The 20,931-nt window shown below is 74.6% G+C and carries 20 protein-coding genes; 14 read left to right on the top strand and 6 right to left on the bottom strand.

The features are described from left to right. Positions 1 to 10 precede the first annotated feature (10 nt). Together E9549_RS02215 and E9549_RS02210 are read left to right on the top strand one after the other, a co-directional pair. Complete coding sequence (locus E9549_RS02215) at positions 11 to 937, top strand: helix-turn-helix domain-containing protein (RefSeq protein ID WP_236824939.1); 927 nt, start codon at positions 11 to 13, stop codon at positions 935 to 937. After that, a complete protein-coding gene (locus E9549_RS02210; protein WP_236824938.1) occupies positions 931 to 1,476 on the top strand; it encodes a dihydrofolate reductase family protein in 546 nt (181 codons plus the stop codon). The genes E9549_RS02215 and E9549_RS02210 overlap by 7 nt, the downstream gene beginning before the upstream one ends. Here the strand turns inward: E9549_RS02210 and E9549_RS02205 are convergent. Continuing rightward, positions 1,473 to 2,663: an ABC transporter ATP-binding protein gene (locus E9549_RS02205; protein ID WP_236824937.1), complete on the bottom strand. Its 1,191-nt coding sequence runs from the start codon at positions 2,661 to 2,663 to the stop codon at positions 1,473 to 1,475. The genes E9549_RS02210 and E9549_RS02205 overlap by 4 nt on opposite strands. A gap of 56 nt (positions 2,664 to 2,719) precedes the next feature. Between E9549_RS02205 and E9549_RS02200 the strand changes: the two genes are divergently transcribed. The 3 genes from E9549_RS02200 (at position 2,720) to E9549_RS02190 (ending at position 5,267) form a co-directional block, all read left to right on the top strand. Then, positions 2,720 to 3,391, top strand: a complete 672-nt coding sequence (locus E9549_RS02200) for an ABC transporter permease (RefSeq protein WP_236824936.1) — start codon at positions 2,720 to 2,722, stop codon at positions 3,389 to 3,391. Continuing rightward, positions 3,388 to 4,122, top strand: a complete 735-nt coding sequence (locus E9549_RS02195) for an ABC transporter permease (RefSeq protein WP_236824935.1) — start codon at positions 3,388 to 3,390, stop codon at positions 4,120 to 4,122. Before E9549_RS02200 ends, E9549_RS02195 begins: the two co-directional genes overlap by 4 nt. Positions 4,123 to 4,265: 143 nt before the next feature. Further along, positions 4,266 to 5,267, top strand: coding sequence for a glycine betaine ABC transporter substrate-binding protein (locus E9549_RS02190; RefSeq protein WP_236824934.1), 1,002 nt, complete (start codon positions 4,266 to 4,268; stop codon positions 5,265 to 5,267). A gap of 87 nt (positions 5,268 to 5,354) precedes the next feature. On the opposite strand, the gene E9549_RS02185 is transcribed toward E9549_RS02190, so the two are convergent. Next, the gene (locus E9549_RS02185; protein ID WP_236824933.1) at positions 5,355 to 5,960 is read right to left on the bottom strand and encodes a DUF1684 domain-containing protein; all 606 of its coding nucleotides are present in this window, start codon (positions 5,958 to 5,960) and stop codon (positions 5,355 to 5,357) included. An 84-nt stretch (positions 5,961 to 6,044) separates the two neighbouring features. On the opposite strand from E9549_RS02185, the gene E9549_RS02180 reads away from it, so the two are divergent. Further along, positions 6,045 to 7,439, top strand: coding sequence for a DUF6779 domain-containing protein (locus E9549_RS02180; protein WP_236824932.1), 1,395 nt, complete (start codon positions 6,045 to 6,047; stop codon positions 7,437 to 7,439). Positions 7,440 to 7,445: 6 nt separating this feature from the next. Here E9549_RS02180 and E9549_RS02175 read toward each other — a convergent pair whose 3' ends face one another. After that, positions 7,446 to 8,198, bottom strand: coding sequence for an SDR family oxidoreductase (locus tag E9549_RS02175; RefSeq protein ID WP_236824931.1), 753 nt, complete (start codon positions 8,196 to 8,198; stop codon positions 7,446 to 7,448). Between the two features lie 277 nt (positions 8,199 to 8,475). Between E9549_RS02175 and E9549_RS02170 the strand changes: the two genes are divergently transcribed. The 7 genes from E9549_RS02170 (at position 8,476) to E9549_RS02140 (ending at position 16,485) form a co-directional block, all read left to right on the top strand. Then, positions 8,476 to 9,441 carry a Rossmann-like and DUF2520 domain-containing protein gene (locus E9549_RS02170; protein WP_236824930.1) on the top strand — a complete coding sequence of 322 codons (966 nt, stop codon included), beginning with the start codon at positions 8,476 to 8,478 and terminating at the stop codon, positions 9,439 to 9,441. Then, positions 9,438 to 10,292: a pantoate--beta-alanine ligase gene (gene panC / locus E9549_RS02165; RefSeq protein WP_236824929.1), complete on the top strand. Its 855-nt coding sequence runs from the start codon at positions 9,438 to 9,440 to the stop codon at positions 10,290 to 10,292. The genes E9549_RS02170 and panC overlap by 4 nt, the downstream gene beginning before the upstream one ends. After that, positions 10,289 to 10,714: an aspartate 1-decarboxylase gene (gene panD, locus E9549_RS02160; RefSeq protein WP_236824928.1), complete on the top strand. Its 426-nt coding sequence runs from the start codon at positions 10,289 to 10,291 to the stop codon at positions 10,712 to 10,714. Before panC ends, panD begins: the two co-directional genes overlap by 4 nt. A gap of 4 nt (positions 10,715 to 10,718) precedes the next feature. Next, entirely contained in the window at positions 10,719 to 11,525 is an 807-nt protein-coding gene (locus E9549_RS02155) for a type III pantothenate kinase (protein ID WP_236824927.1), read from the top strand. An 11-nt stretch (positions 11,526 to 11,536) separates the two neighbouring features. Further along, positions 11,537 to 13,057 (top strand): lysine--tRNA ligase, encoded by a 1,521-nt coding sequence (lysS, locus tag E9549_RS02150; RefSeq protein WP_236824926.1) that lies wholly within the window; start codon positions 11,537 to 11,539, stop codon positions 13,055 to 13,057. Positions 13,058 to 13,197: 140 nt separating this feature from the next. Then, positions 13,198 to 13,548: an Lsr2 family protein gene (locus E9549_RS02145; RefSeq protein WP_236824925.1), complete on the top strand. Its 351-nt coding sequence runs from the start codon at positions 13,198 to 13,200 to the stop codon at positions 13,546 to 13,548. A 399-nt stretch (positions 13,549 to 13,947) separates the two neighbouring features. Then, positions 13,948 to 16,485 (top strand): ATP-dependent Clp protease ATP-binding subunit, encoded by a 2,538-nt coding sequence (locus E9549_RS02140; RefSeq protein WP_236824924.1) that lies wholly within the window; start codon positions 13,948 to 13,950, stop codon positions 16,483 to 16,485. Between the two features lie 144 nt (positions 16,486 to 16,629). Here the strand turns inward: E9549_RS02140 and E9549_RS02135 are convergent, their stop codons facing one another. Further along, positions 16,630 to 17,520, bottom strand: coding sequence for an A/G-specific adenine glycosylase (locus E9549_RS02135; RefSeq protein WP_236824923.1), 891 nt, complete (start codon positions 17,518 to 17,520; stop codon positions 16,630 to 16,632). 77 nt (positions 17,521 to 17,597) lie between these two features. On the opposite strand from E9549_RS02135, the gene E9549_RS02130 reads away from it, so the two are divergent. Further along, complete coding sequence (locus tag E9549_RS02130) at positions 17,598 to 18,263, top strand: MucR family transcriptional regulator (RefSeq protein ID WP_236824922.1); 666 nt, start codon at positions 17,598 to 17,600, stop codon at positions 18,261 to 18,263. Between the two features lie 93 nt (positions 18,264 to 18,356). On the opposite strand, the gene disA is transcribed toward E9549_RS02130, so the two are convergent. After that, positions 18,357 to 19,442 carry a DNA integrity scanning diadenylate cyclase DisA gene (disA, locus tag E9549_RS02125; RefSeq protein WP_236824921.1) on the bottom strand — a complete coding sequence of 362 codons (1,086 nt, stop codon included), beginning with the start codon at positions 19,440 to 19,442 and terminating at the stop codon, positions 18,357 to 18,359. A 115-nt stretch (positions 19,443 to 19,557) separates the two neighbouring features. Next, positions 19,558 to 20,922: a DNA repair protein RadA gene (gene radA, locus E9549_RS02120; RefSeq protein ID WP_236824920.1), complete on the bottom strand. Its 1,365-nt coding sequence runs from the start codon at positions 20,920 to 20,922 to the stop codon at positions 19,558 to 19,560. Between the last annotated feature and the right edge of the window lie 9 nt (positions 20,923 to 20,931).

Raw genomic sequence — 20,931 nt, 5'->3', positions numbered from 1 at the left:
CCCTGGTCCCATGACGGGACGTGACCGGCTCCGCGAGCTGCTCGACGCGGTGCTGGACGAGGGCAACCACACCCTGGCCGAGATGGCCGGCGACGCCTACGCCTCGCCCTTCCACTTCAGCCGGACGCTGTCCCGCGACGCCGGCGAGGCGCCGGTGGCGATGCGGCGGCGGGTGATGCTGGAACGCGCGGCCTGGCAGCTGCAGCAGGGGAGCAGCGTCACCGACGCGGCGTGGGCGGCGGGCTACGAGTCGGTGGAGGGGTTCAGCCGGGCCTTCACCCGCGCCTACGGCCGCCCGCCGAGCGCGGCCGACCCCGGCTCCGGCCACTGGCTGCCGGCGCCCAACGGCATCCACTTCCACCCACCCACCTCGCTGTGGGTGCAGAGCACGGAGCACGCGATGAACCCGCTCACCGAGCAGCTGGTGGCCCACGACCTCGACGACACCCGCCACCTCCTCGACGTGGCGAAGGGGCTGACCGGCGAGGAGCTCCGGGCGCGGCGGCTGCCGGGCCTCGTCGTCCTGCCCTGGGACGGCCCCGAGGAGTCCGTGCAGACCGTGCTCGAGCACCTGGTCTTCACGGTGGAGGTCTGGCTCGCCTCGATCGAGGGCCGCGACACCCCCGACCGGGCCGCGGACCCCGACCCGGCGGCGCTGCTGGCGCGGCACGACGCCGTGGCGCCCCGCTGGCTGGCCACGGTGCGCGACGTCGACCGGCGCGGCGGCTGGGACGACCGGCTGGTCGACGCCCTCTGCGACCCGCCGGAGAGCTTCGTGCTCAGCAGCGTCGTCGCCCACGTGCTCACCTACTCGGCCCACCGGCGCCAGCTGGTGCGGCACCTGCTGCGGACGGCCGGCCACGACGCCGGAACCGGCGACCCCATCCTCTGGCTCCGCGCACGCCGCGGCGAGATCCCTGGAGGCACTCCGTGCTGACCTACCACACCGCCACCACCCTCGACGGCTTCATCGCCGACCCGGACGACTCGCTGGACTGGCTGTTCCGCCAGAAGGGCGGCGACGCCGGCGACCTGGACTTCGACGCCTTCATGGCCCGGGTCGGCGCCATGGTGATGGGGTCGACGACCTACGAGTGGGTCCTCGCGCACGAGCCCGGCAAGCCGTGGCCCTACGAGCTGCCCACGTGGGTGATGACCCACCGGGAGCTGCCGGTGGCCGGCGGCGACGTCCGGTTCACCTCCGGCGACGTCCGCACCGTGCACGCCGAGATGACCGCCGCGGCGGGGGACCGGGAGCTGTGGCTGGTCGGCGGGGGAGACCTCGCCGGCCAGTTCGCCGAGGCCGGCCTGCTCGACGAGGTCGTCGTCTCGATCGCGCCGGTGACCCTCGGCGCGGGGCGGCCGCTGCTGCCGCGGCGGCTGGACCTCGAGCTGGTCCAGGCCGCCGCCACCGGGTCCTTCGTCACCGCCCGGTACCGGGTGGTCGGCCCGCTGCTGGAGGACCGGCCCCGCTAGGCGGAGGCGGCGCCGGCGGTCTCGGGGGCCCGGCCCTCCACGGAGCGGCGCAGCGCCGAGTGCAGCGACTCGGGGGTGAGGACGCCGAGGAACTGGTCGCCGTCGAGCACGGCGACCCACCCGGCCTCGTGCTGGAGCATCGTGGCGAACGCCGTCTTCAGCGACGCCTCACGGGGCACCCAGGCCTCCATCCGCCGGGCCGCGGCACCGACGGTGCCGCTGCCGCCGGCGCGGTCGGGCGAGAGCCAGCCGTGCAGGCGGTCGGCGCCGTCGAGCACCACCGCCCAGCGCGCGCCGGAGCGCTGCAGCGCCGCCCGCGCGTCGGCCAGGCCGTCGTCGGCGTGCAGGACCGGTGGGTGCTCCAGGTCCGCTGCGTCGATCCCGGTGACGGCCAGCCGCTTGAGGCCGCGGTCGGCACCGACGAAGTCGGCCACGAAGTCGTTCGCCGGCCGGCCCAGCAGGTCGGCGGGCGTGGCGAACTGCTCCACCCGGCCGCCGTGGCTCATCACCGCGATCCGGTCGCCGATGCGCACGGCCTCCTCGATGTCGTGGGTGACGAAGACGATCGTCTTGCGCACCGTGGACTGCAGCCGCAGGAACTCCGCCTGCAACCGCTCGCGCACCACCGGGTCGACGGCCGAGAACGGCTCGTCCATCAGCAGCACCGGGGGGTCGGCGGCGAGCGCCCGGGCCACGCCCGCCCGCTGGCGCTGCCCGCCGGAGAGCTGCCCGGGGTAGCGGTCGCCGTGCACGGCCGGGTCCAGGCCGACGGTGGCGAGCAGCTCGTCGACCCGCGCCCGGATCTCGGCCGTCCCCCAGCCGAGCAGGCGGGGGACGGTGCCGACGTTCGCGCGGATGGTCTGGTGCGGGAAGAGCCCGACGTTCTGGATCACGTAGCCGATGCGGCGGCGCATCCGCACCGGGTCGGCGCGGGTGACGTCGTCCTGGCCGATGACGATGCGGCCGGTCGTCGGCTCGATGATCCGGTTGATCATCTTCATCGTGGTCGTCTTGCCGCAGCCGGAGGGGCCGACCAGGACGGTCAGCTCGCCCGCGGCGAAGGTGAGGTCGAGCTCGGCCACGCCGACGGTGCCGTCGGCGTAGACCTTGCTGACGCCCTCCAGCCGGATCTCCACCGCCTCGCCGGACGCGCTCGCGGACGGGGGAGTGTGCGCAGTAGCGTCCACGGCGTGGTCCTCCTGGGGTGCGCCCGGTGCTGAGCGCTGGAGCGGGGACGTCCGCGGTGCAGGCTGCGGACGCGGCGCCGAACCCCTGGTTCGACGCCTCGTACGTGGTCGAGAACTGGGACACCATTCTGCGGTACCTGGGCGAGCACGTCAGGCTCACCGTCGCCGCCGTCGTCCTCGGGGCGCTGATCGCGCTGCCGCTGGCGCTGCTCGCCCGCCGCGTGCGGTGGCTGGCCGCCCCGGTGCTGGGCCTCTCCTCGATCGTCTACACGATCCCGTCGCTGGCGATGTTCGCGCTGATCTTCCCGTTCACCGGGCTGACGGCGACGACGGTGCTGGTCGGGCTGGTCGTCTACTCGCTGGTGATCCTGGTGCGCAACTTCCTGACCGGGCTCCAGGGCGTGCCCGGTGACGTCCGGGAGGCAGCCCAGGGCATGGGCTACGGCCGCTTCCGCCTGTTCTGGCAGATCGACCTCCCGCTGGCGCTGCCGGCCTTCATGGCGGGGCTGCGCATCGCCACGGTGTCCACCGTCGCCCTCACCACGGTCGGGGTGCTGGTCGGGCACGGCGGGCTCGGGCAGCTCATCTTCGGCGGCTTCAACTCGAACTTCTACCGGGCGGAGATCGTCACCGGGGCGGTCGGCTGCGTGCTGCTGGCGCTCTTCGCCGACCTCCTGCTGGCCGGTGCGGAGCGGCTGCTCACGCCGTGGGCGAGGGTGCGGTCGTGACCGGCTTCGGCGACGCCGTCGTCTACCTCAACGACCCGTTCAACTGGACCCGGCCCGGCGGGCTCCTGGACCTGCTCGTGGAGCACCTGGCCGTCTCGGGGATCGCCGTCCTCGCCGCGCTGGTCCTGGCCCTCCCGCTGGGCATCGCGCTGGGCACGAGCGGGCGGGGCGGGGGCGCGGTCGTCGTCCTCTCGAACGTGAGCCGGGCGGTCCCGACCCTCGCCCTGCTCACCCTCTTCGCGGTCAGCCCGATCGGCTTCGGCAACCGCGCCACCGCCATCGCCCTCGCCGTCTTCGCCTTCCCGCCCATCCTCACCAACACCTACGTCGGCTTCCGCGGGGTGGACGGCGACGTCCGAGAGGCGGCGCGGGCCATGGGCATGACCCGCGGTCAGGTGCTGCGCCGGGTCGAGCTCCCGCTCGCGCTGCCCCTGGTGATGACCGGCGTGCGCACCGCCGCCGTGCAGGTGGTCGCCACGGCGGGGCTCGCCGCCCTCGTCGGCGGGGGCGGGCTGGGCCGGGTGGTGAACCTCGGCTTCGGGCAGCAGGACTACGGGCTGATCATCGCCGGGGCGATCGTCATCGCGGCGCTGGCGCTGCTCACCGAGCTCGTGCTCGTGGCGCTCACCTGGGCGGTGCGGCCGGGACCGCGGCGGTTGCCCTTCGTCACCGGCAGGCGGCGGACCGTGCGCGGTGAGCCCGAGCTGACGGCCACCGGCGTGCCGCAGTGATCACGCCTCGGTAACGAAGCCCCGAGAAGCGGCAACCCGATTGCGTCGTGCACAACGGGACGGTTCGATGGGGCCCGCGGGAATCCTCCCGCCAGACACGCGTGCCGGGCCGGCACGGGACACAGAAGGCGGGGCGTCCAACCATGCGCGCACGCACACGCACCATCGCTCCTCTGCTCTTCGCGGTCGCGCTGACCGCGGCCTGCGGCGAGTCGGGCTCCTCCGGTACCGGTGGGGGCGGGACGGGCGGCGGTGGCGGCCAGGCCTCCGGCGACGCCTGCGCCCCGGTCGCCGGCGACCAGCTCGTCGTCCTCGAGGACGACCAGGACCTGCAGAACGCGGACAACATCATCCCCGCGGTCAACGCGCAGGCCGCCTCGGCCAACCCGGCGCTGCTGCCGGCGCTGGACCAGGTGTCCGCCGAGATGACCACCGAGGAGCTGATCCAGCTCAACGCCGCGGTGGAGGTGCAGCGGGAGAGCGCCGAGGACGTCGCCGCCGGCTGGGTCGAGGAGAACATCGACGCCGCCGCCCTCGAGCAGGGCAGCGGGGCGATCGCCGTCGGCGGGGCCAACTTCCCCGAGTCGACCATCCTCGCCAACGTCTACGCGGACGTGCTGCAGCTCGCGGGCTTCGACGCCACCGTCCAGGAGGTCGGCAACCGCGAGCTGTACCTGCAGGCCCTCATCGACGGCGAGATCCAGGTCTTCCCCGAGTACCTGGCCACCGTCACCGAGTTCATCGAGGGCGACGACGCCACCCAGGTGGCCAGCGGCGACGTCGAGGAGACCCGGCAGGCGCTCGAGCCGCTCGCCGCCGAGGCCGGCCTGGTCTTCGGTGAGCCGTCGGAGGCCGCCGACCAGAACGCCTTCGCGGTCACCCAGGCCTTCGCCGACGAGCTCGGTGTCAGCACCCTCTCGGAGCTGGCAGAGGCGTGCGGCGACGGGTCGCTGGTGCTCGGCGGCCCGGCGGAGTGCCCGACCCGGCCGTTCTGCCAGCCCGGGCTGGAGGAGACCTACGGCCTGCAGTTCGCCGACTTCCGCGAGCTGGACGCCGGTGGCCCGCTGACCCGCGCCGCCATCGAGCAGGGCGAGGTCTCCATCGGGCTGGTCTTCAGCTCCGCCGGCTTCCTCGCCCAGAACTGATCGCCCGTCCTCCTCGCAGCTCGCGGGTCGCGGTCTCGTCCGGAGGCCCGCCCCGGGCCTGCGAGGGGTGAGGGGGACGAGCGCCTTCTAGTACCAGCCGCCGGGGGGCAGCTGCTCCCCGGCGGCGACGGAAGCCTCCACCCGGTTGCCCTCGGGTGCCAGGGGGCAGGACCAGCGCGGGTCGTAGGCGCAGGACGGGTGGTAGGCGAAGTTGAGGTCGACCACCAGCCGCTCGCCGTCGCCGCCGAGGTCGGCCCCCTTCACGGTGTCCAGCAGGTAGCGCCCGCCGCCGTAGGTGCTGCCGCCGGCGGTGCCGTCGCGCAGCGGCAGGAAGACCCCGCCGCCGTAGAGGGCGACCCACCACACGTCGAGCCGGCCGACGCCGGGCAGCGCGACGGCCCCGATCCGGTCCAGCGGGACGACGCCGTCGGCCGCGGTGGGGATCTCCAGCCGCAGCGGCGCCGCCGGCTCGAGCACGGGCTCGAACCGCAGCGCGGGGTCGTAGGGCGCCACCGGCAACCCGCGGAACGCGGCCTGGCCCGAGGCGTCCAGCGGTGACTGCGGGTGGCTCGCGAACAGCTCGTCGCGGCCCTCCCGCCAGCGCAGCCAGCCCTGCTCGGGGTCGGGACGGGCACGGACGTCGGCGTGCAGGGCGGCCACGCGGCGGCGCCAGTCGAGGAGCGAGAGGGTCACCCTGCCCACTGTGGCACCTGGGACCACTGTGGGCACGGGTGCGCTTCCTCCCGGTGAGCGCCACACGTCGCTACGCTGGGTGCCATGCCCCGCCGCGAGGACGACGTCGCCCGCGGCCCCGCCCTCGGCAGCACCCGCACGCTCCTCCAGGCCGGCGGTTTCGTGCTCGCCGTCGGGGCGACCCTCGCCGTCTTCCTCACCGACGACGCCCAGCTGCTGCGGGTCGCGGTCGTGGCGGTGGCCTGGGCGTTCGTGCTCGCCACCTTCGCCGCCGGGCGGCGCGGCACCGACCGGGCGCACGCGGCGGCGCGGGAGGCCGAGCTGCGCCGCGCCTACGAGCTGGAGCTGGAGCGCGAGGTCGCCGCGCGCCGGGAGTACGAGCTGGAGCTGGAGACCGAGCTCCGCCGCGAGGCCGAGGACGCCATGCGCGACGAGATCGACGCGCTCCGCGGGGAGGTCGCCTCGCTGAGCGGCCTCCGAGAGGAGGTGGCCCGCGTCGCCGGCCTGCGCGGGGACATCGCCGCGCTGGGGCAGCTGCGCGACGAGGTGGCCCGCGTGGCCGCGCTCCGGGACGACGTCGCGGCGCTGACCGGCCTGCGGGCGGAGCTCGGCCAGCTCGGTGCGCTCCGGGAGGACGTGGGGCGGCTGCGGGCCGAGCTCGCCGAGCAGCTGTCCAGCGAGATGCTGGTCGAGCGGATCGTCATGCGCACCCAGGCCAGCCGGCTCGACGGGCCCGCTCGCACCCTGGACGGCGCGGCGTGGAGCGACGACGCCCCGCCGCGCGAGCTCACCGGTGGCTGGCCGGCGATCCGGCTGGACGAGCCGCGCCCCACCCAGCAGTTCGAGCAGGTGCGCACCAGCACGTGGTCCGCGGTCACGCCGCCGCCGGCCGCACCGGGGCCGCCCGTCCCGCCGCCGGTCCGCGCGGAGGCGCCGCCTCCGCCCCCGGTGCGGCCGCCGGTGCCCGCCCGGCCGGCGGTCCCCTCCGGCTTCGTCCGGCACGAGCGCGCCGCGGCGCACGAGGACGACCCCTGGCTCGGCTCCGCCGCCCCGCAGCGCGACGTCGACGAGCGGCCCGCGCCCCCGGTCACGGTGCACTCGCCGGTGGTCACGCCGTCGTCGACGCTGCCGCCGGCCCCGCCGCCCGCCGCGCCGCAGACGCCGCTGGAGTGGCTCGCCGCCCGGTCGCTCGTGGAGCCGCCCGCCCCACCCCGCGCCGAGGACGCGCCGCGCCGCCGGCGCACCGACGACCTCGCGGAGGCGCCGCCGCCGGCCGGGTCGGCCGCGACCACCGCGCAGCCTGCGGTGGCCCCCGGCTGGGCGTCGCCGCCGGAGCAGGACGGCCCGGCGGCGCCCGTCCGCATCGAGCAGATCCTCGCCCAGAACGGGGTCAGCCCGGGCTCGGGCGGCCGCCGGCGCCGGCGGTACCGGGAGGACGGCGAGAGCGACGACGTCCTGGCCCGGGTCCTCGGCCGCTGACCAGCCCTAGCGCGGGCCGCGGGACAGGCCGCCGCCGTCGAGCACGAGCGTCTGACCGGTGACCCAGCCCGCGCCGTCGGACAGCAGGTAGGCCGCGGCCTCGCCGATGTCCTCCGGGGTGCCCAGGCGCGCCATCGGGTAGGCCGCCGCGGCCTCGGCCTCCCGGCCCTCGAACAGCGCGCCGGCGAAGCGGGTCTTCACCACGGCGGGGGCCACCGCGTTCACCCGGACCCGGGGAGCGAGCTCCACCGCCAGCTGGGTGGTCAGGTTGATCAGCGCCGCCTTGCTCACCCCGTACGCGCCGATCTCCTGGGAGGAGCGCATCCCGGCCACCGAGGCGACGAAGAGCACCGAGCCGCCGTGCTCGGACATCCACGCGCGCCAGGCCTCCTGCACCAGGCCCAGCGAGGCCACGACGTTGGTGTCGAGGATCTTGCGGCACGCGTCGAGGTCGAGGTCCATGAGCGGCCCGTAGGCGGGGTTGATGCCGACGTTGCCCACCAGGACGTCGAGGCTGCCGAACGTCTCGACCGCGGTGCGCACCGCCGTCGCCCGGTGCTCGGGATCGCCGGCGTTGCCGGCCACGGACACGGCGACCTCCGGCCCGCCGAGCGACTCCACCGCCTCGGCCAGCGCGTCGGGCTTCCGGGCGGTGAGCACCACCCGGGCGCCGCGCTCCACCAGGCTCCGGGCGATGCCCAGGCCGATGCCGCGGCTGCCCCCGGTGACCAGTGCGGTCCTTCCCTCGAACGTGTGCACGCTGCCTCCCTCGCCGATGTGCCGGCCGTCACGGTAGGGCGGCACCCGGCCGGGCGTGCGCCCGGGTGCCGCTGAGGCACGTGAGCCAGCACACAGCAACCAGGCGTTGCGACGGCCGCGCCGACGTCACACACTCGCCATCGGCACGACGCCCGCGTGACACGCAACCGGTTGCAGCGGGCGCCGGCCGACGCTCCACCCCGCACGACCACCGCGATCTCCCCGGATCGCTCCCGACGTCCGGTACCCGCCAGGGACTGGAACGAGAGGTGCACCGATGCCTGCCTCCCGCAGGACCGTCCGCTCGCTGCTGGGTCCCGCCCGCACGCACGCCCGCGCGTCCGACGCGCCCGCCCGCCTCCGCGTGGGCGTCATCGGCGCCGGCCGCGTCGGCGCCGTCCTGGGTGCCGCGCTCGCCGCCGCCGGTCACGACGTCGTCGCCGCCTCCGGTCTCTCCACCGCCTCGGCCGAGCGCGCCGCGCGCCTGCTGCCCGGCGTCCCCCTGCTGCCCGCCGACGCGGTCGTGGGCGCCGCGGACCTCGTCGTCCTCGCCGTCCCGGACGACACGCTGGCCGGACTGGTCTCCGGGCTCGCCGAGACCGGTGCCTGGCGGGCGGGGCAGCTGGTGTTCCACACGTCCGGTGCGCACGGGCTCGCCGTGCTGACCCCCGCCGAGCAGGCCGGGGTGCTCGCCCTCGCGCTGCACCCGGCGATGACCTTCACCGGAGCCCCCGAGGACGCCGACCGGCTCGACGGCGCGCCCTTCGGCGTCACCAGCCGGCCCGAGCACCGCCCGGTCGCGGAGACGCTGGTGCTGGAGATGGGCGGCGAGCCGTTCTTCGTCGCCGAGGCCGACCGCGGGCTGTACCACGCGGCGCTGGTCACCGGCGCGAACCACCTGGTCACGCTCGTGGCCGAGGCGGCCGACCTGCTGCGCACCGCCGGGGTGGCCGAGCCGGGGCGCGTGCTCGGCCCGCTGCTCACCGCGTCGCTCGACAACGGACTGCGCCGGGGTGACCGCGGGCTCACCGGCCCGGTCAGCCGCGGCGACGCCGGGACCGTCGCCCACCACCTGCGGACCCTCGGCGAGCGTGCCCCCGGGTCGGTGGCCGCCTACGTCGCGATGGCGCAGCGCACCGCCGAGCGGGCCGTGGCCGCCGGGCGGCTCCGCACCCACGAGGCGGCGCCGGTGCTCGACGTCCTGGCCGCCGCGCGGCACGACGACATCGCGGGCTCGCGGTGACCGCTGGCACCCGCCCGGCCGTCGCCGGGTCCGCCGCCGAGCTCCGCCGGCTGGTGACCGCGCTGCCCGGGCCCGTCGCCCTGGTGCCCACCATGGGTGCGCTGCACGAGGGGCACCGCGCGCTGGTCCGCGCCGCGCGCGAGCGGGCCGGCGGCGTCGTCGTCTCGGTGTTCGTGAACCCGACCCAGTTCGGCCCCGGCGAGGACTTCGACCGCTACCCCCGCACCTGGGAGGCCGACCTCGCCGCGCTGGCCGAGGAGGGCGCCGACGTCGTCTTCCACCCGCCGGTCGAGGAGGTCTACCCGCCCGGTGCGGCCGGGGTGACCGTCGACCCGGGGCCGCTGGGCTCGGTCCTGGAGGGCGCGGTGCGGCACGGCCACTTCGCCGGCGTGCTGACCGTCGTCGCCAAGCTCTTCGGCCTGGTGCGGCCCGACCTGGCGCTGTTCGGCGAGAAGGACTACCAGCAGCTCACCCTCATCCGGGCCATGGCGCGGGAGCTCGCCCTGGGCGTCGAGGTGGTCGGCGTCCCGACGGTCCGCGAGGACGACGGGCTGGCGCTGTCCAGCCGCAACCGCTACCTCTCGCCGGAACAGCGGGCCCGCGCCGCGACGTTGCACCAGGCGTTGCGCGCTGGGGCCGCCGCCGGCCCGCAGGGGCCCGACGCCGTCCTGGCCGCCGCCCGCGCCGTCCTGGCCGGGGCGCCCGACCTGGTCCAGGACTACCTGGAGCTCACCGATACCGACCTGGGACCGGCGCCGGCCGCCGGCCCCGCCCGGCTGCTCGTCGCCGTCCGCGCGGGCAGCACCCGACTCCTCGACAACACGGCAGTCCGGCTGGGAGGCCCGCGATGATGCGCACGATGCTCAAGTCCAAGATCCACCGTGCGACGGTCACCCAGGCCGACCTGCACTACGTGGGCTCGGTGACCGTCGACGAGGACCTCCTCGACGCCGCCGACCTGCTGCCCGGTGAGCAGGTCGCGATCGTCGACATCACCAACGGCGCCCGCCTGGAGACCTACGTCATCCCCGGCGAGCGGGGCACCGGTGTCATCGGCATCAACGGCGCCGCCGCGCACCTGGTGCACCCCGGCGACATGGTCATCCTCATCAGCTACGGCGTGATGGACGAGACCGAGGCGAAGAGCTACATCCCCAAGGTCGTGCACGTCGACGGCGCCAACCGCGTCGTCGAGCTCGGCGGGGACCCGTCGGCCCCCGTGCCCGGGGCTGCCGACCAGCGTCGCAGCGACCTGGGCGTGCCGGTCCGGTGACGCCGTGCTGCTGACCGTCGACGTCGGCAACAGCCAGACCGTCCTCGCCACCTTCGACGGCGAGCGGCGCATCGGCTCGTGGCGGGTGACGACCGCGCCCCGCGCCACCGCCGACGAGCTGCGGATGCTGTGGCGCGGCCTGCTGCGCGACACCGAGGTCACCGGCGTCGCGGCCTGCTCGACGGTGCCCGCGCTGCTGCCGGCGCTGCGCCAGCTGCTGGACTCCCTCGAGGTGCCGGTGGTGCTCATCGGGCCCGGCGTGCGCACGGGCGTCCCGCTGCACGTGGACAACCCCCGCGAGGTCGGCGCCGACCGGGTGGTCACCGCCCTCGCCGCGCACGAGCTGTTCGGCCGGAGCCCCGACGGTGGCGGCCGTCCCGTCGTCGTCGTCGACTTCGGCACCTCCACCAACGTCGACGCCGTCGGACCGGACGGGCAGTTCCTCGGTGGCGCCCTGGCGCCCGGGGTCGAGGTGAGCCGCGACGCACTGGCGAGCCGGGCGGCCCAGCTGCGGTCGGTCGAGCTCTCCTGCCCGCCGCACGCCATCGGCAAGAACACCGTCGCCGCGCTCCAGTCGGGGCTGGTGCTCGGCTTCGCCGGGCTCGTCGACGGGCTGGTCGGGCGCATCTCGGCGGAGCTCGTGGCCCAGTTCGGCGCCGCGCCGGTCGTCGTCGCCACCGGCGGGCTGGCGCCGCTGCTGGTGGACAGCTGCCGCACGATCGGCGAGCGCGAGCCGGACCTCACCGTGCACGGGCTGCGCCTGGCCTTCCAGCGGCAGCAGGCCGCGGAGCGGCGGGCGGCCGCCCCGTAGGCTGGGGCCCCGTGACGGACGTGGGACCGAACGGGACGGGCGGCGACGACGGCGGCGAGGAGCTGCCGGAGCAGATGCGGGTCCGCCGCGCCAAGCTCGACCGGCTGCGCGACTCGGGGGTCGACCCCTACCCCGTGCACGTGCCCCGCACGACCACGCTCGCCGCGGTCCGCGCCGGCCACCCGGACATGGAGCCGGACACGATGACCGGCGAGCGGGTCGGCATCACCGGCCGGGTGATCTTCTTCCGCAACACCGGCAAGCTCTGCTTCGCCACGCTGCGGGAGGGGGACGCCGAGCTGCAGGTGATGCTCTCCCGCGACCGCGTGGGCGAGGAGGCGCTGGCCGCCTGGAAGTCCGACGTCGACCTGGGTGACCACGTCTTCGTCGAGGGCGAGGTCGGGACGTCGCGCCGCGGCGAGCTCTCCGTCTTCGCCGACTCCTGGCAGCTGACCGCCAAGGCGCTGCGCCCGCTGCCGGTGGCGCACAAGCCGATGAGCGAGGAGCTGCGGGTGCGCCGCCGCTACGTCGACCTGATCGTGCGCGACGAGGCCCGCCGCACCGTCCGGCAGCGGGCCACGGTCATGTCCACCCTGCGCGCGGGGCTGGCCCGGCGGGACTTCATCGAGGTCGAGACGCCGATGCTGCAGACCGTGCACGGGGGTGCGGCCGCCCGGCCCTTCCGCACCCACATGAACGCCTTCGACCTGGACCTCTACCTGCGCATCGCGCCGGAGTTGTTCCTCAAGCGGTGCATCGTCGGCGGGCTGGACCGCGTCTTCGAGATCAACCGGAACTTCCGCAACGAGGGCGCGGACAGCTCGCACTCGCCGGAGTTCGCGATGCTGGAGTTCTACGCGGCCTACCTCGACTACCAGGACATCGCCGTCATCACCCGGGAGCTGGTCCAGGAGAGCTGCGCGGCGCTGTTCGGCGACCACGTCGCCCGCCACCACGACGGCACCGAGCTCGACCTGTCCGGGGAGTGGCGGCAGGTGCGCCTCTTCGACCTGGTCGGCGAGGCGGTGGGGGAGCCGGTCTCCCCGGACACCCCGATCGAGCACCTGCGCGCGCTGGCCGAGCGGCACCAGGTGGGCATCGACCCGGCCTGGATCCACGGCAAGGTGGTCGAGGAGATCTTCGAGGCGCTGGTGCAGCCCTCGCTGCAGGAGCCCACGTTCGTCATGGACTACCCCGTGGACACCTCGCCGCTGACGCGGGCGCACCGGACCGATCCCGGTGTCGCGGAGAAGTGGGACCTCTACATCGGCGGCATCGAGCGGGGCACCGGTTACTCCGAGCTCGTCGACCCCGTCGTCCAGCGGGAGCGCTTCACGCAGCAGGCCCTGCTGGCCGCGGCCGGCGACCCCGAGGCGATGGTGCTCGACGAGGACTTCCTGGAAGCGCTCGAATACGGCATGCCGCCCACCGGTGGGGTGGGAATGGGCATGGACCGGTTGATGATGACGCTGACCGGTCTCGGAATTCGGGAGACGATCCTGTTCCCATTGGTCCGGCCGATCAGTTCCTGACCCACGGGTATCCCGATTAGCCCGGCCGGGGAATCGGACAGCCATTTCCTATTGCTGGCCATTTGTGCTGTAATGGGCCTCGCACCCGCCGGGTGCTATTTCCGTCCGGCCCCAGGGCTGCAGCGAAAAGCGAGGAACGAATGGCGCGCAAGGTCCAGGTCATCCTGAGCGACGACCTCGACGAGAACATCCCGGCCGACGAGACCGTCAGCTTCGCGCTGGACGGCACGTCGTACGAGATCGACCTGGCGGAGAAGAACGCCCAGGAGATGCGTGACGCCTTCGCCCGTTACATCTCGGCGGCGCGCAAGGTCGGTCGCGGCACCCGCGCCTCGGGTGGCGGCCGCTCCCGCGCCACCGGTGGTGGCGGTCGCATGGACCGCGAGCAGGCCGGTGCCATCCGCGACTGGGCCCGCAAGAACGGGCACGCGGTCAGCGACCGCGGGCGCATCCCGGCCAGCGTCGTCGAGGCCTACGAGGCCGCCCACTAGAAGGACCTGCCTGCCCCCCACCGCTCGCAAGCTCGCGGCGGGCCCCTGCAGGCAGGCCGCTGACGTCGCGTCGCCCGGCCCGGCTCCCCTCGGGGGAGCCGGGCCGGTGGCGTCCCGGGCCGCGGTCGAGGCCGGTAGGCCGACAGGGGCAGGGTGCCGTCGGCGCTCCCGGGGTCGGCACGCCGTCGTCCGCTCACGGCGTAACGGGGGTGGAACACCGCATCACCGGGGCCCGTTGCACCGGGCAGCCATCCACCGCACCGTCGGACGACGACGGGGCGGCGTGGTCCGCGACTACAGTGGAAAGACCGGTGCCCCCGCGCGCCGACGGACGTCGGGTGCTCCTCTCCAGGACGGGGAGGGCAGCGCCGGACCAGCCGGTCAGAGGAGAAGCAGCAGATGTTCGAACGGTTCACCGACCGAGCCCGACGGGTGGTCGTCCTGGCGCAGGAAGAAGCCAGGATGCTCAACCACAACTACATCGGCACCGAGCACATCCTCCTGGGCCTGATCCACGAGGGTGAGGGTGTCGCCGCCAAGGCCCTGGAGTCCCTCGGCATCTCGCTCGAGGGCGTCCGCCAGCAGGTCGAGGAGATCATCGGGCAGGGCCAGCAGGCGCCGTCCGGTCACATCCCCTTCACGCCGCGGGCGAAGAAGGTGCTGGAGCTGTCGCTGCGCGAGGCGCTGCAGCTCGGCCACAACTACATCGGCACCGAGCACATCCTGCTCGGCCTGATCCGCGAGGGCGAGGGCGTCGCCGCCCAGGTCCTCGTGAAGCTCGGCGCCGACCTCAACCGCGTCCGCCAGCAGGTCATCCAGCTGCTCTCCGGCTACCAGGGCAAGGAGCCGGCCGCGGCCGGCGGCCCGGCCGAGGGCACGCCGTCGACCTCGCTGGTGCTCGACCAGTTCGGCCGCAACCTCACCCAGGCCGCGCGCGACTCCAAGCTCGACCCGGTGATCGGGCGGGCCAAGGAGATCGAGCGGGTCATGCAGGTGCTGTCGCGGCGCACCAAGAACAACCCGGTCCTCATCGGCGAGCCCGGCGTCGGCAAGACCGCCGTCGTCGAGGGGCTGGCCCAGGCCATCGTCAAGGGCGAGGTGCCCGAGACGCTGAAGGACAAGCAGCTCTACACCCTCGACCTCGGCGCGCTCGTCGCCGGTTCCCGCTACCGCGGTGACTTCGAGGAGCGCCTCAAGAAGGTGCTGAAGGAGATCCGCACCCGCGGCGACATCATCCTGTTCATCGACGAGATCCACACCCTCGTCGGGGCGGGTGCCGCGGAGGGCGCGATCGACGCCGCCAGCATCCTCAAGCCGATGCTGGCCCGCGGTGAGCTGCAGACCATCGGCGCCACGACGCTCGACGAGTACCGCAAGCACCTGGAGAAGGACGCCGCCCTCGAGCGCCGCTTCCAGCCGATCCAGGTGGGCGAGCCGACGCTGGCCCACACGATCGAGATCCTCAAGGGGCTGCGCGACCGCTACGAGGCGCACCACCGGATCAGCATCACCGACGGCGCCCTGGTGGCCGCGGCGACGCTGGCCGACCGGTACATCTCCGACCGCTTCCTGCCGGACAAGGCGATCGACCTGATCGACGAGGCCGGTGCCCGGATGCGGATCAAGCGGATGACCGCGCCGCCGGACCTGCGCGAGTTCGACGACAAGATCGCGGCCGTCCGCCGCGAGAAGGAGTCGGCGATCGACGCGCAGGACTTCGAGAAGGCCGCGTCGCTGCGCGACACCGAGAAGCAGCTGCTGGGTGAGAAGGCCGAGCGCGAGAAGCAGTGGAAGGCCGGCGACATGGACGTCGTCGCCGAGGTCGACGACGAGCAGATCGCCGAGGTGCTGGCCAACTGGACCGGCATCCCCGTCTTCAAGCTCACCGAGGAGGAGACCACGCGTCTGCTCCGCATGGAGGACGAGCTCCACAAGCGGATCATCGGCCAGGAAGAGGCCATCAAGAGCGTCAGCCAGGCGATCCGGCGTACGCGGGCGGGCCTCAAGGACCCGCGCCGTCCCGGTGGTTCCTTCATCTTCGCCGGCCCCTCGGGTGTCGGGAAGACGGAGCTGGCGAAGGCGCTGGCGCAGTTCCTGTTCGGTGAGGACGACGCGCTCATCCAGATCGACATGGGTGAGTTCCACGACCGCTTCACCGTGTCCCGCCTGGTCGGTGCCCCTCCCGGCTACGTCGGTTACGACGAGGGTGGCCAGCTGACCGAGAAGGTGCGGCGCAAGCCGTTCTCGGTGGTCCTCTTCGACGAGATCGAGAAGGCGCACGCGGACGTGTTCAACACGCTGCTGCAGGTTCTCGAGGACGGCCGGCTCACCGACGGCCAGGGCCGGATCGTGGACTTCAAGAACACGATCCTGATCCTCACCACGAACCTCGGTACGCGGGACATCTCCAAGGCCGTGGGTCTCGGTTTCCAGGCCGGTAACGACGACCAGTCGAACTACGACCGGATGAAGCTGAAGGTCAACGAGGAGCTCAAGCAGCACTTCCGGCCGGAGTTCCTCAACCGCATCGACGACATCGTCGTGTTCCACCAGCTGACCGAGAAGGAGATCATCCAGATCGTCGACCTGATGGTCGGCCGGGTGGAAGGTCAGCTGGCCAACAAGGACATGGCGCTGGAGATCACGCCCGCGGCGAAGAAGCTGCTGGCCTCCCGGGGCTTCGACCCGGTGCTGGGTGCGCGGCCGCTGCGCCGCACCATCCAGCGCGAGATCGAGGACGCGCTGAGCGAGAAGATCCTCTACGGCGAGCTGTCCAGCGGGCAGATCATCGTGGTGGACGTCGACGACGCCGAGGGCCCCGCGCAGAAGTTCACCTTCCGCGGCGAGGCGAAGCCGATCGACCTGCCCGACACCCCGCCGGTGGCCCTCTCGGGTGCCGACGGCGAGGACGAGCAGGGCAGCCAGGCGTCCGAGTGACCGCCTAGCCGCACGACGACAGGGGCCGGTTCCGCATCAGCGGGGCCGGCCCCTTCGTCGTCCTCCGGCCCCGCTCTCGCCACATCGGCGGTCTGGCGCTGAGGAGCGCCGTATCAGCCCGACAGCGCCGGTGTGGGGCGGCGGTCAGGCGGGGAGGGTGAACAGGCCGTCCTCGGTCTGCTCGACCAGGCCGTCGGCCAGCAGCGAGTCCAGGCAGCGGGACCGCTGGACGGCGTCCTCCCACGCGGGCTCGAGCGCTGCGGCGTCCACCGGCTCGTGCGCCGCCCGCAGGACGTCGAGCAGCCGGCCCCGGACCTGGCGGTCCGTCCCGGCGAACTTCTGCACCTTCCGCGGCGGCCCGTCGTGCGGCGGGGCGCCGGCCAGCCGCCACGCGCACCGGTCCCGCACCGGGCAGGCGCCGCACCGCGGCGTCCCGGCCACGCACACCAGCGCGCCCAGTTCCATGACGGCGACCGAGAAGCGCACTGCGCGCTCGTCGTCCTCCGGCGCCAGCGCGGCGACGTCGACGAGGTCGGCGGCCCGGGCGTTGCCGGCCGCCGCGCGGCCGTGCACCAGCCGCGCCACGACCCGGCGCACGTTGGTGTCGACGACGGGCTGGCGCCGGCCATGGCCGAAGCAGGCGACCGCGCGTGCGGTGTATGTGCCCACCCCGGGCAGCGCCTCGAGCTCGGCCACGTCCTCGGGGACGACGCCCCCGTGTCGCTCGGTGATGGCGATCGCCGCCTCCCTGAGCCGCAGCGCCCGGCGGGGGTAGCCGAGCTTCCCCCACGCCCGGATGACGTCCGCGGGCGGCTGGGCCGCCAGGTCCGCCGGTGTGGGCCACCGGGCCACCCAGGCCCGCCAGACGGGCTCCACGCGCGCCACGGGGGTCTGCTGGAGCATCACCTCGCTGACCAGGACGGCCCAGGGATCGACATCGGGGGTCCGCCAGGGCAGGTCGCGGGCGGCGGTGGCGTACCAGTCGACGATCAGCTCGCCGGCCGGGGTGGCGGTGGGGGAGGACGGCCCGGTCACGGGCACCCAGTGTGCCGTGCGCGCGGCGCGGCGTGCCGAGCGGACCAGTCCCCACCGGGCGCACTAGCGTTCCCCGCGTGTTGCACCCGGTGGGCCCGCTCCCCGCAGCCGTGTACTGGCGGCGCCGGCTGACCGTGCTGGTGCTGCTGCTGGCGGTCCTGGCCGGGCTCGCCTGGCTGGTGACCAGCCTGCTGGCCGGCGGCGGGAGCGGCTCGGCCGCCGCGCCCGGCACCGCGGCCGAGCCGACCGAGCCCCCGGCGCTGGAGCAGGTGGTGCCCGCGGTCTCCGGGGTGCGGACGCCCGGCACCACGGCGCCACCGAGCGAGCCGCCGGTCCCGGCGGGCCCGACCCCGGGTTCTCCGTGCACCGACGAGATGCTGGGGCTGGAGGTGCGCACCCCCGGCACGGCCGCCGTCGGCGCCAAGCCGGTCTTCGAGCTGGTGGTGGTCAACACCTCGCCGGTCCCTTGCGTGCGGTCGCTGGACAAGCAGCTCCAGGAGCTGGTGATGGTCGACGCCGCCGGGGCCCGGGTCTGGGGCAGCAACGACTGCTTCCCCGAGAGCAGCGACGACGAGCGCACCCTGGCTCCGGGCGAGCCGGTCGTCTTCCCCCTGACGTGGGGCGGGCTCACCAGCGAGCCGACGTGCACCGCCCCGCGCGTGACGCCCGCTCCGGGCGACTACGTGCTGCGCGGCCGGCTGGACACCAAGGTCTCCGGCGACGCCCCGCTCACCATCGGCTGACGCGACGGGGATCCGGTCCGGGTCGCACCGCGGAGCGCGCCCACCGTCGCCCGCGGGGGCCGGGGTCCCGTGCGTCCGCGCCGCGCTGCAAGATCAACTGTAGCGGTCGAGGATCGAGGTCTCGGCCAGCCGGGACAGCCCCTCGCGGATGCCGCGCGCCCGGGCCTCCCCGACGCCCTCCACGGCCAGGAGGTCCTCGATGGTGGCGGCGAGCAGCTTCTGCAGGCCACCGAAGTGCTCCACGAGCCGGTCGATGATGCCGGCGGGCAGCCGGGGCACCCGGGCGAGCAGCCGGTAGCCCCGCGGGCTCACCGGGGAGTCCAGGGCGTCCGGCGACGTGGGCAGGCCGTAGCAGCGCGCGACCGCGGAGAGGTCGAGCAGCTCGGTGGCGGTGAGCGCCCGCAGCTCGGTGAGCACCTGGTCGATGGTGCGGTTCCGGCGGCCGCCGGCGGGCAGGTAGTCGCGGACGAGCAGCCCGCGGTCCTCCTCGACGCCGGCCAGCATCTCGTCGAGCTGGAGGGCCAGCAGGCGGCCGTCGGTACCCAGCTCGACGACGAAGCCCTCGATCTCGTCGGCGATCCGCCGGACCATCTCCAGCCGCTGGCTGACGCTCATCGCGTCGCGCACGGTCACGAGGTCCTCGATCTCCAGCGCCGAGAGCGTGCTGGCCACCTCGTCCAGCCGGAGCTTGTAGCGCTCCAGCGCGGCGAGGGCCTGGTTGGCCCGGGCGAGGATGGTCGTCGGGTGCTCGAGGGTGTACCGCCGGCCGGCCACGTACACGCTGATGATGTGCATCGACTGGCTGACCGAGATGACCGGGAAGCCGGTCTGCACGGCGACCCGCTCCGCCGTGCGGTGCCGGGTGCCGGACTCCTCCGTGGGGACCGTCGGGTCGGGCATGAGGTGGACGCCGGCCCGGACGATGCGGCTGCCGTCGTAGGAGACGATCACCGCGCCGTCCATCTTGGCCAGCTCGCGCAGCCGGGTGGCCGACAGGGCGACGTCCAGCGCGAAGCCGCCGGTGCAGATCGACTCGACCACCCGGTCGTACCCCAGCACGATCAGCGCACCGGTGCGGCCGGCCAGGATGCGCTCGAGGCCGTCGCGCAGCGCCGTGCCGGGGGCGATGCGGCCGAGGAGCTCGCGCAGGGCGATCTCGGGATCCACGGCGGCGGGCACGAGCTCTCCTGACGGTCGAGTGGTACGGCAGTGGAGTCTACGTACCCGAGTGACGAGCCGGGCACGCTCGGGGTACGGGGCGTGCACCCGGCCGCTCTTGCGGAACCCTACGGGCTCAGAACATGCGGTGGAAGGCCGCACCCAGGTCGGGGACCTCGATCAGCCGCATGCCGGCCGGCGCGGCGCCGGCGTCCGGTGGGACGAGGGCCACGCGGTAGCCCTGGCGGGCGGCCTCGGCCAGCCGGCGGCCGGTGCCGCCGACCCGGCGGATCTCCCCGGACAGGCCGACCTCGCCGAGAGCCACGAGGCCCGGGGGCAGCGGGGTGTCCTTGGCGGCGGAGGCGATCGCCAGCGCCAGGGCCAGGTCGGCGGCCGGCTCGGCGATGCGCACCCCGCCCACCGACGCCGCGAACACGTCGGCGTCGGCCAGCTTGACCCGGCCGCGGCGCTCGACCACGGCGTTCACCATGGCCACCCGCTGCGAGTCCAGGCCGCTGACGGCCCGGCGGGGGGAGCCGCCGCCGCTGGTGCTCGCCACGAGGGCCTGCACCTCGGCCAGCAGCGGCCGGCTGCCCTCCAGGGTCACGGTCACGCAGCTGCCCGGCACCGGGTCGCTGCGCCGCGACACGAACAGCGCCGACGGGTCGGGCACGCCGACGACACCGCTGTCGCCGATCTCGAAGCAGCCGATCTCGTCGGCCGGGCCGAAGCGGTTCTTGGTGGCCCGGACCATGCGCAGGGTCGAGTGGCGCTCGCCGTCGAAGGAGACGACGACGTCGACCAGGTGCTCGAGCGTGCGCGGCCCGGCGATGGCGCCGTCCTTCGTGACGTGGCCGACCAGGATCGTGGTCATCCCGCGGGTCTTCGCGACGCCGGTCAGCGCCGACGCCACGGCGCGGACCTGCGTCGAGCCGCCGTCGGTGCCCTCGACGGCGGGGGAGCGGACCGTCTGCACGCTGTCGAGCACCAGCAGCGAGGGGTTCACCGCCTCGACGTGGGCGAGCACCGCGGACAGCTCCGTCTCCGCGGCGAGGTACAGGCGGTCGTGCAGGGCGCCGATCCGCTCCGCGCGGAGCCGCACCTGGCCGGCCGACTCCTCGCCGGAGACCACGAGCGTGGGGCCGCCGGCGGCGGCGACCCGGTGCGCCACCTCGAGCAGCAGCGTGGACTTGCCGACCCCGGGCTCCCCGGCGACCAGGAGCACCGCACCGGGTACGAGGCCGCCACCGAGGACGCGGTCGAACTCGGCGATGCCCGTGGGCACGGCGCGGGCGCCGGCGAGCTCCACCTGCGCGATCGGCCGGGCCGGTGCGCTGACCGGGCCGGCCGGGACGGCGCGCAGCCCGGTGGCCGGGGCGCCGGCCTCCTGCAGGGTGCCCCATGCCTGGCACTCGGGGCAGCGCCCGACCCACTTCGCCGAGGTGTGGCCGCACTCGGTGCAGCGGTGGGCAGGGCGGGACTTCGCTCCGGCAGGTGGCACGCGGGGCAC

It is taken from the genome of Blastococcus sp. MG754426 (genome assembly GCF_021699055.1).
Lineage (GTDB): Bacteria > Actinomycetota > Actinomycetes > Mycobacteriales > Geodermatophilaceae > Blastococcus.
This window is presented reverse-complemented; position numbering and strand designations above follow the sequence as displayed.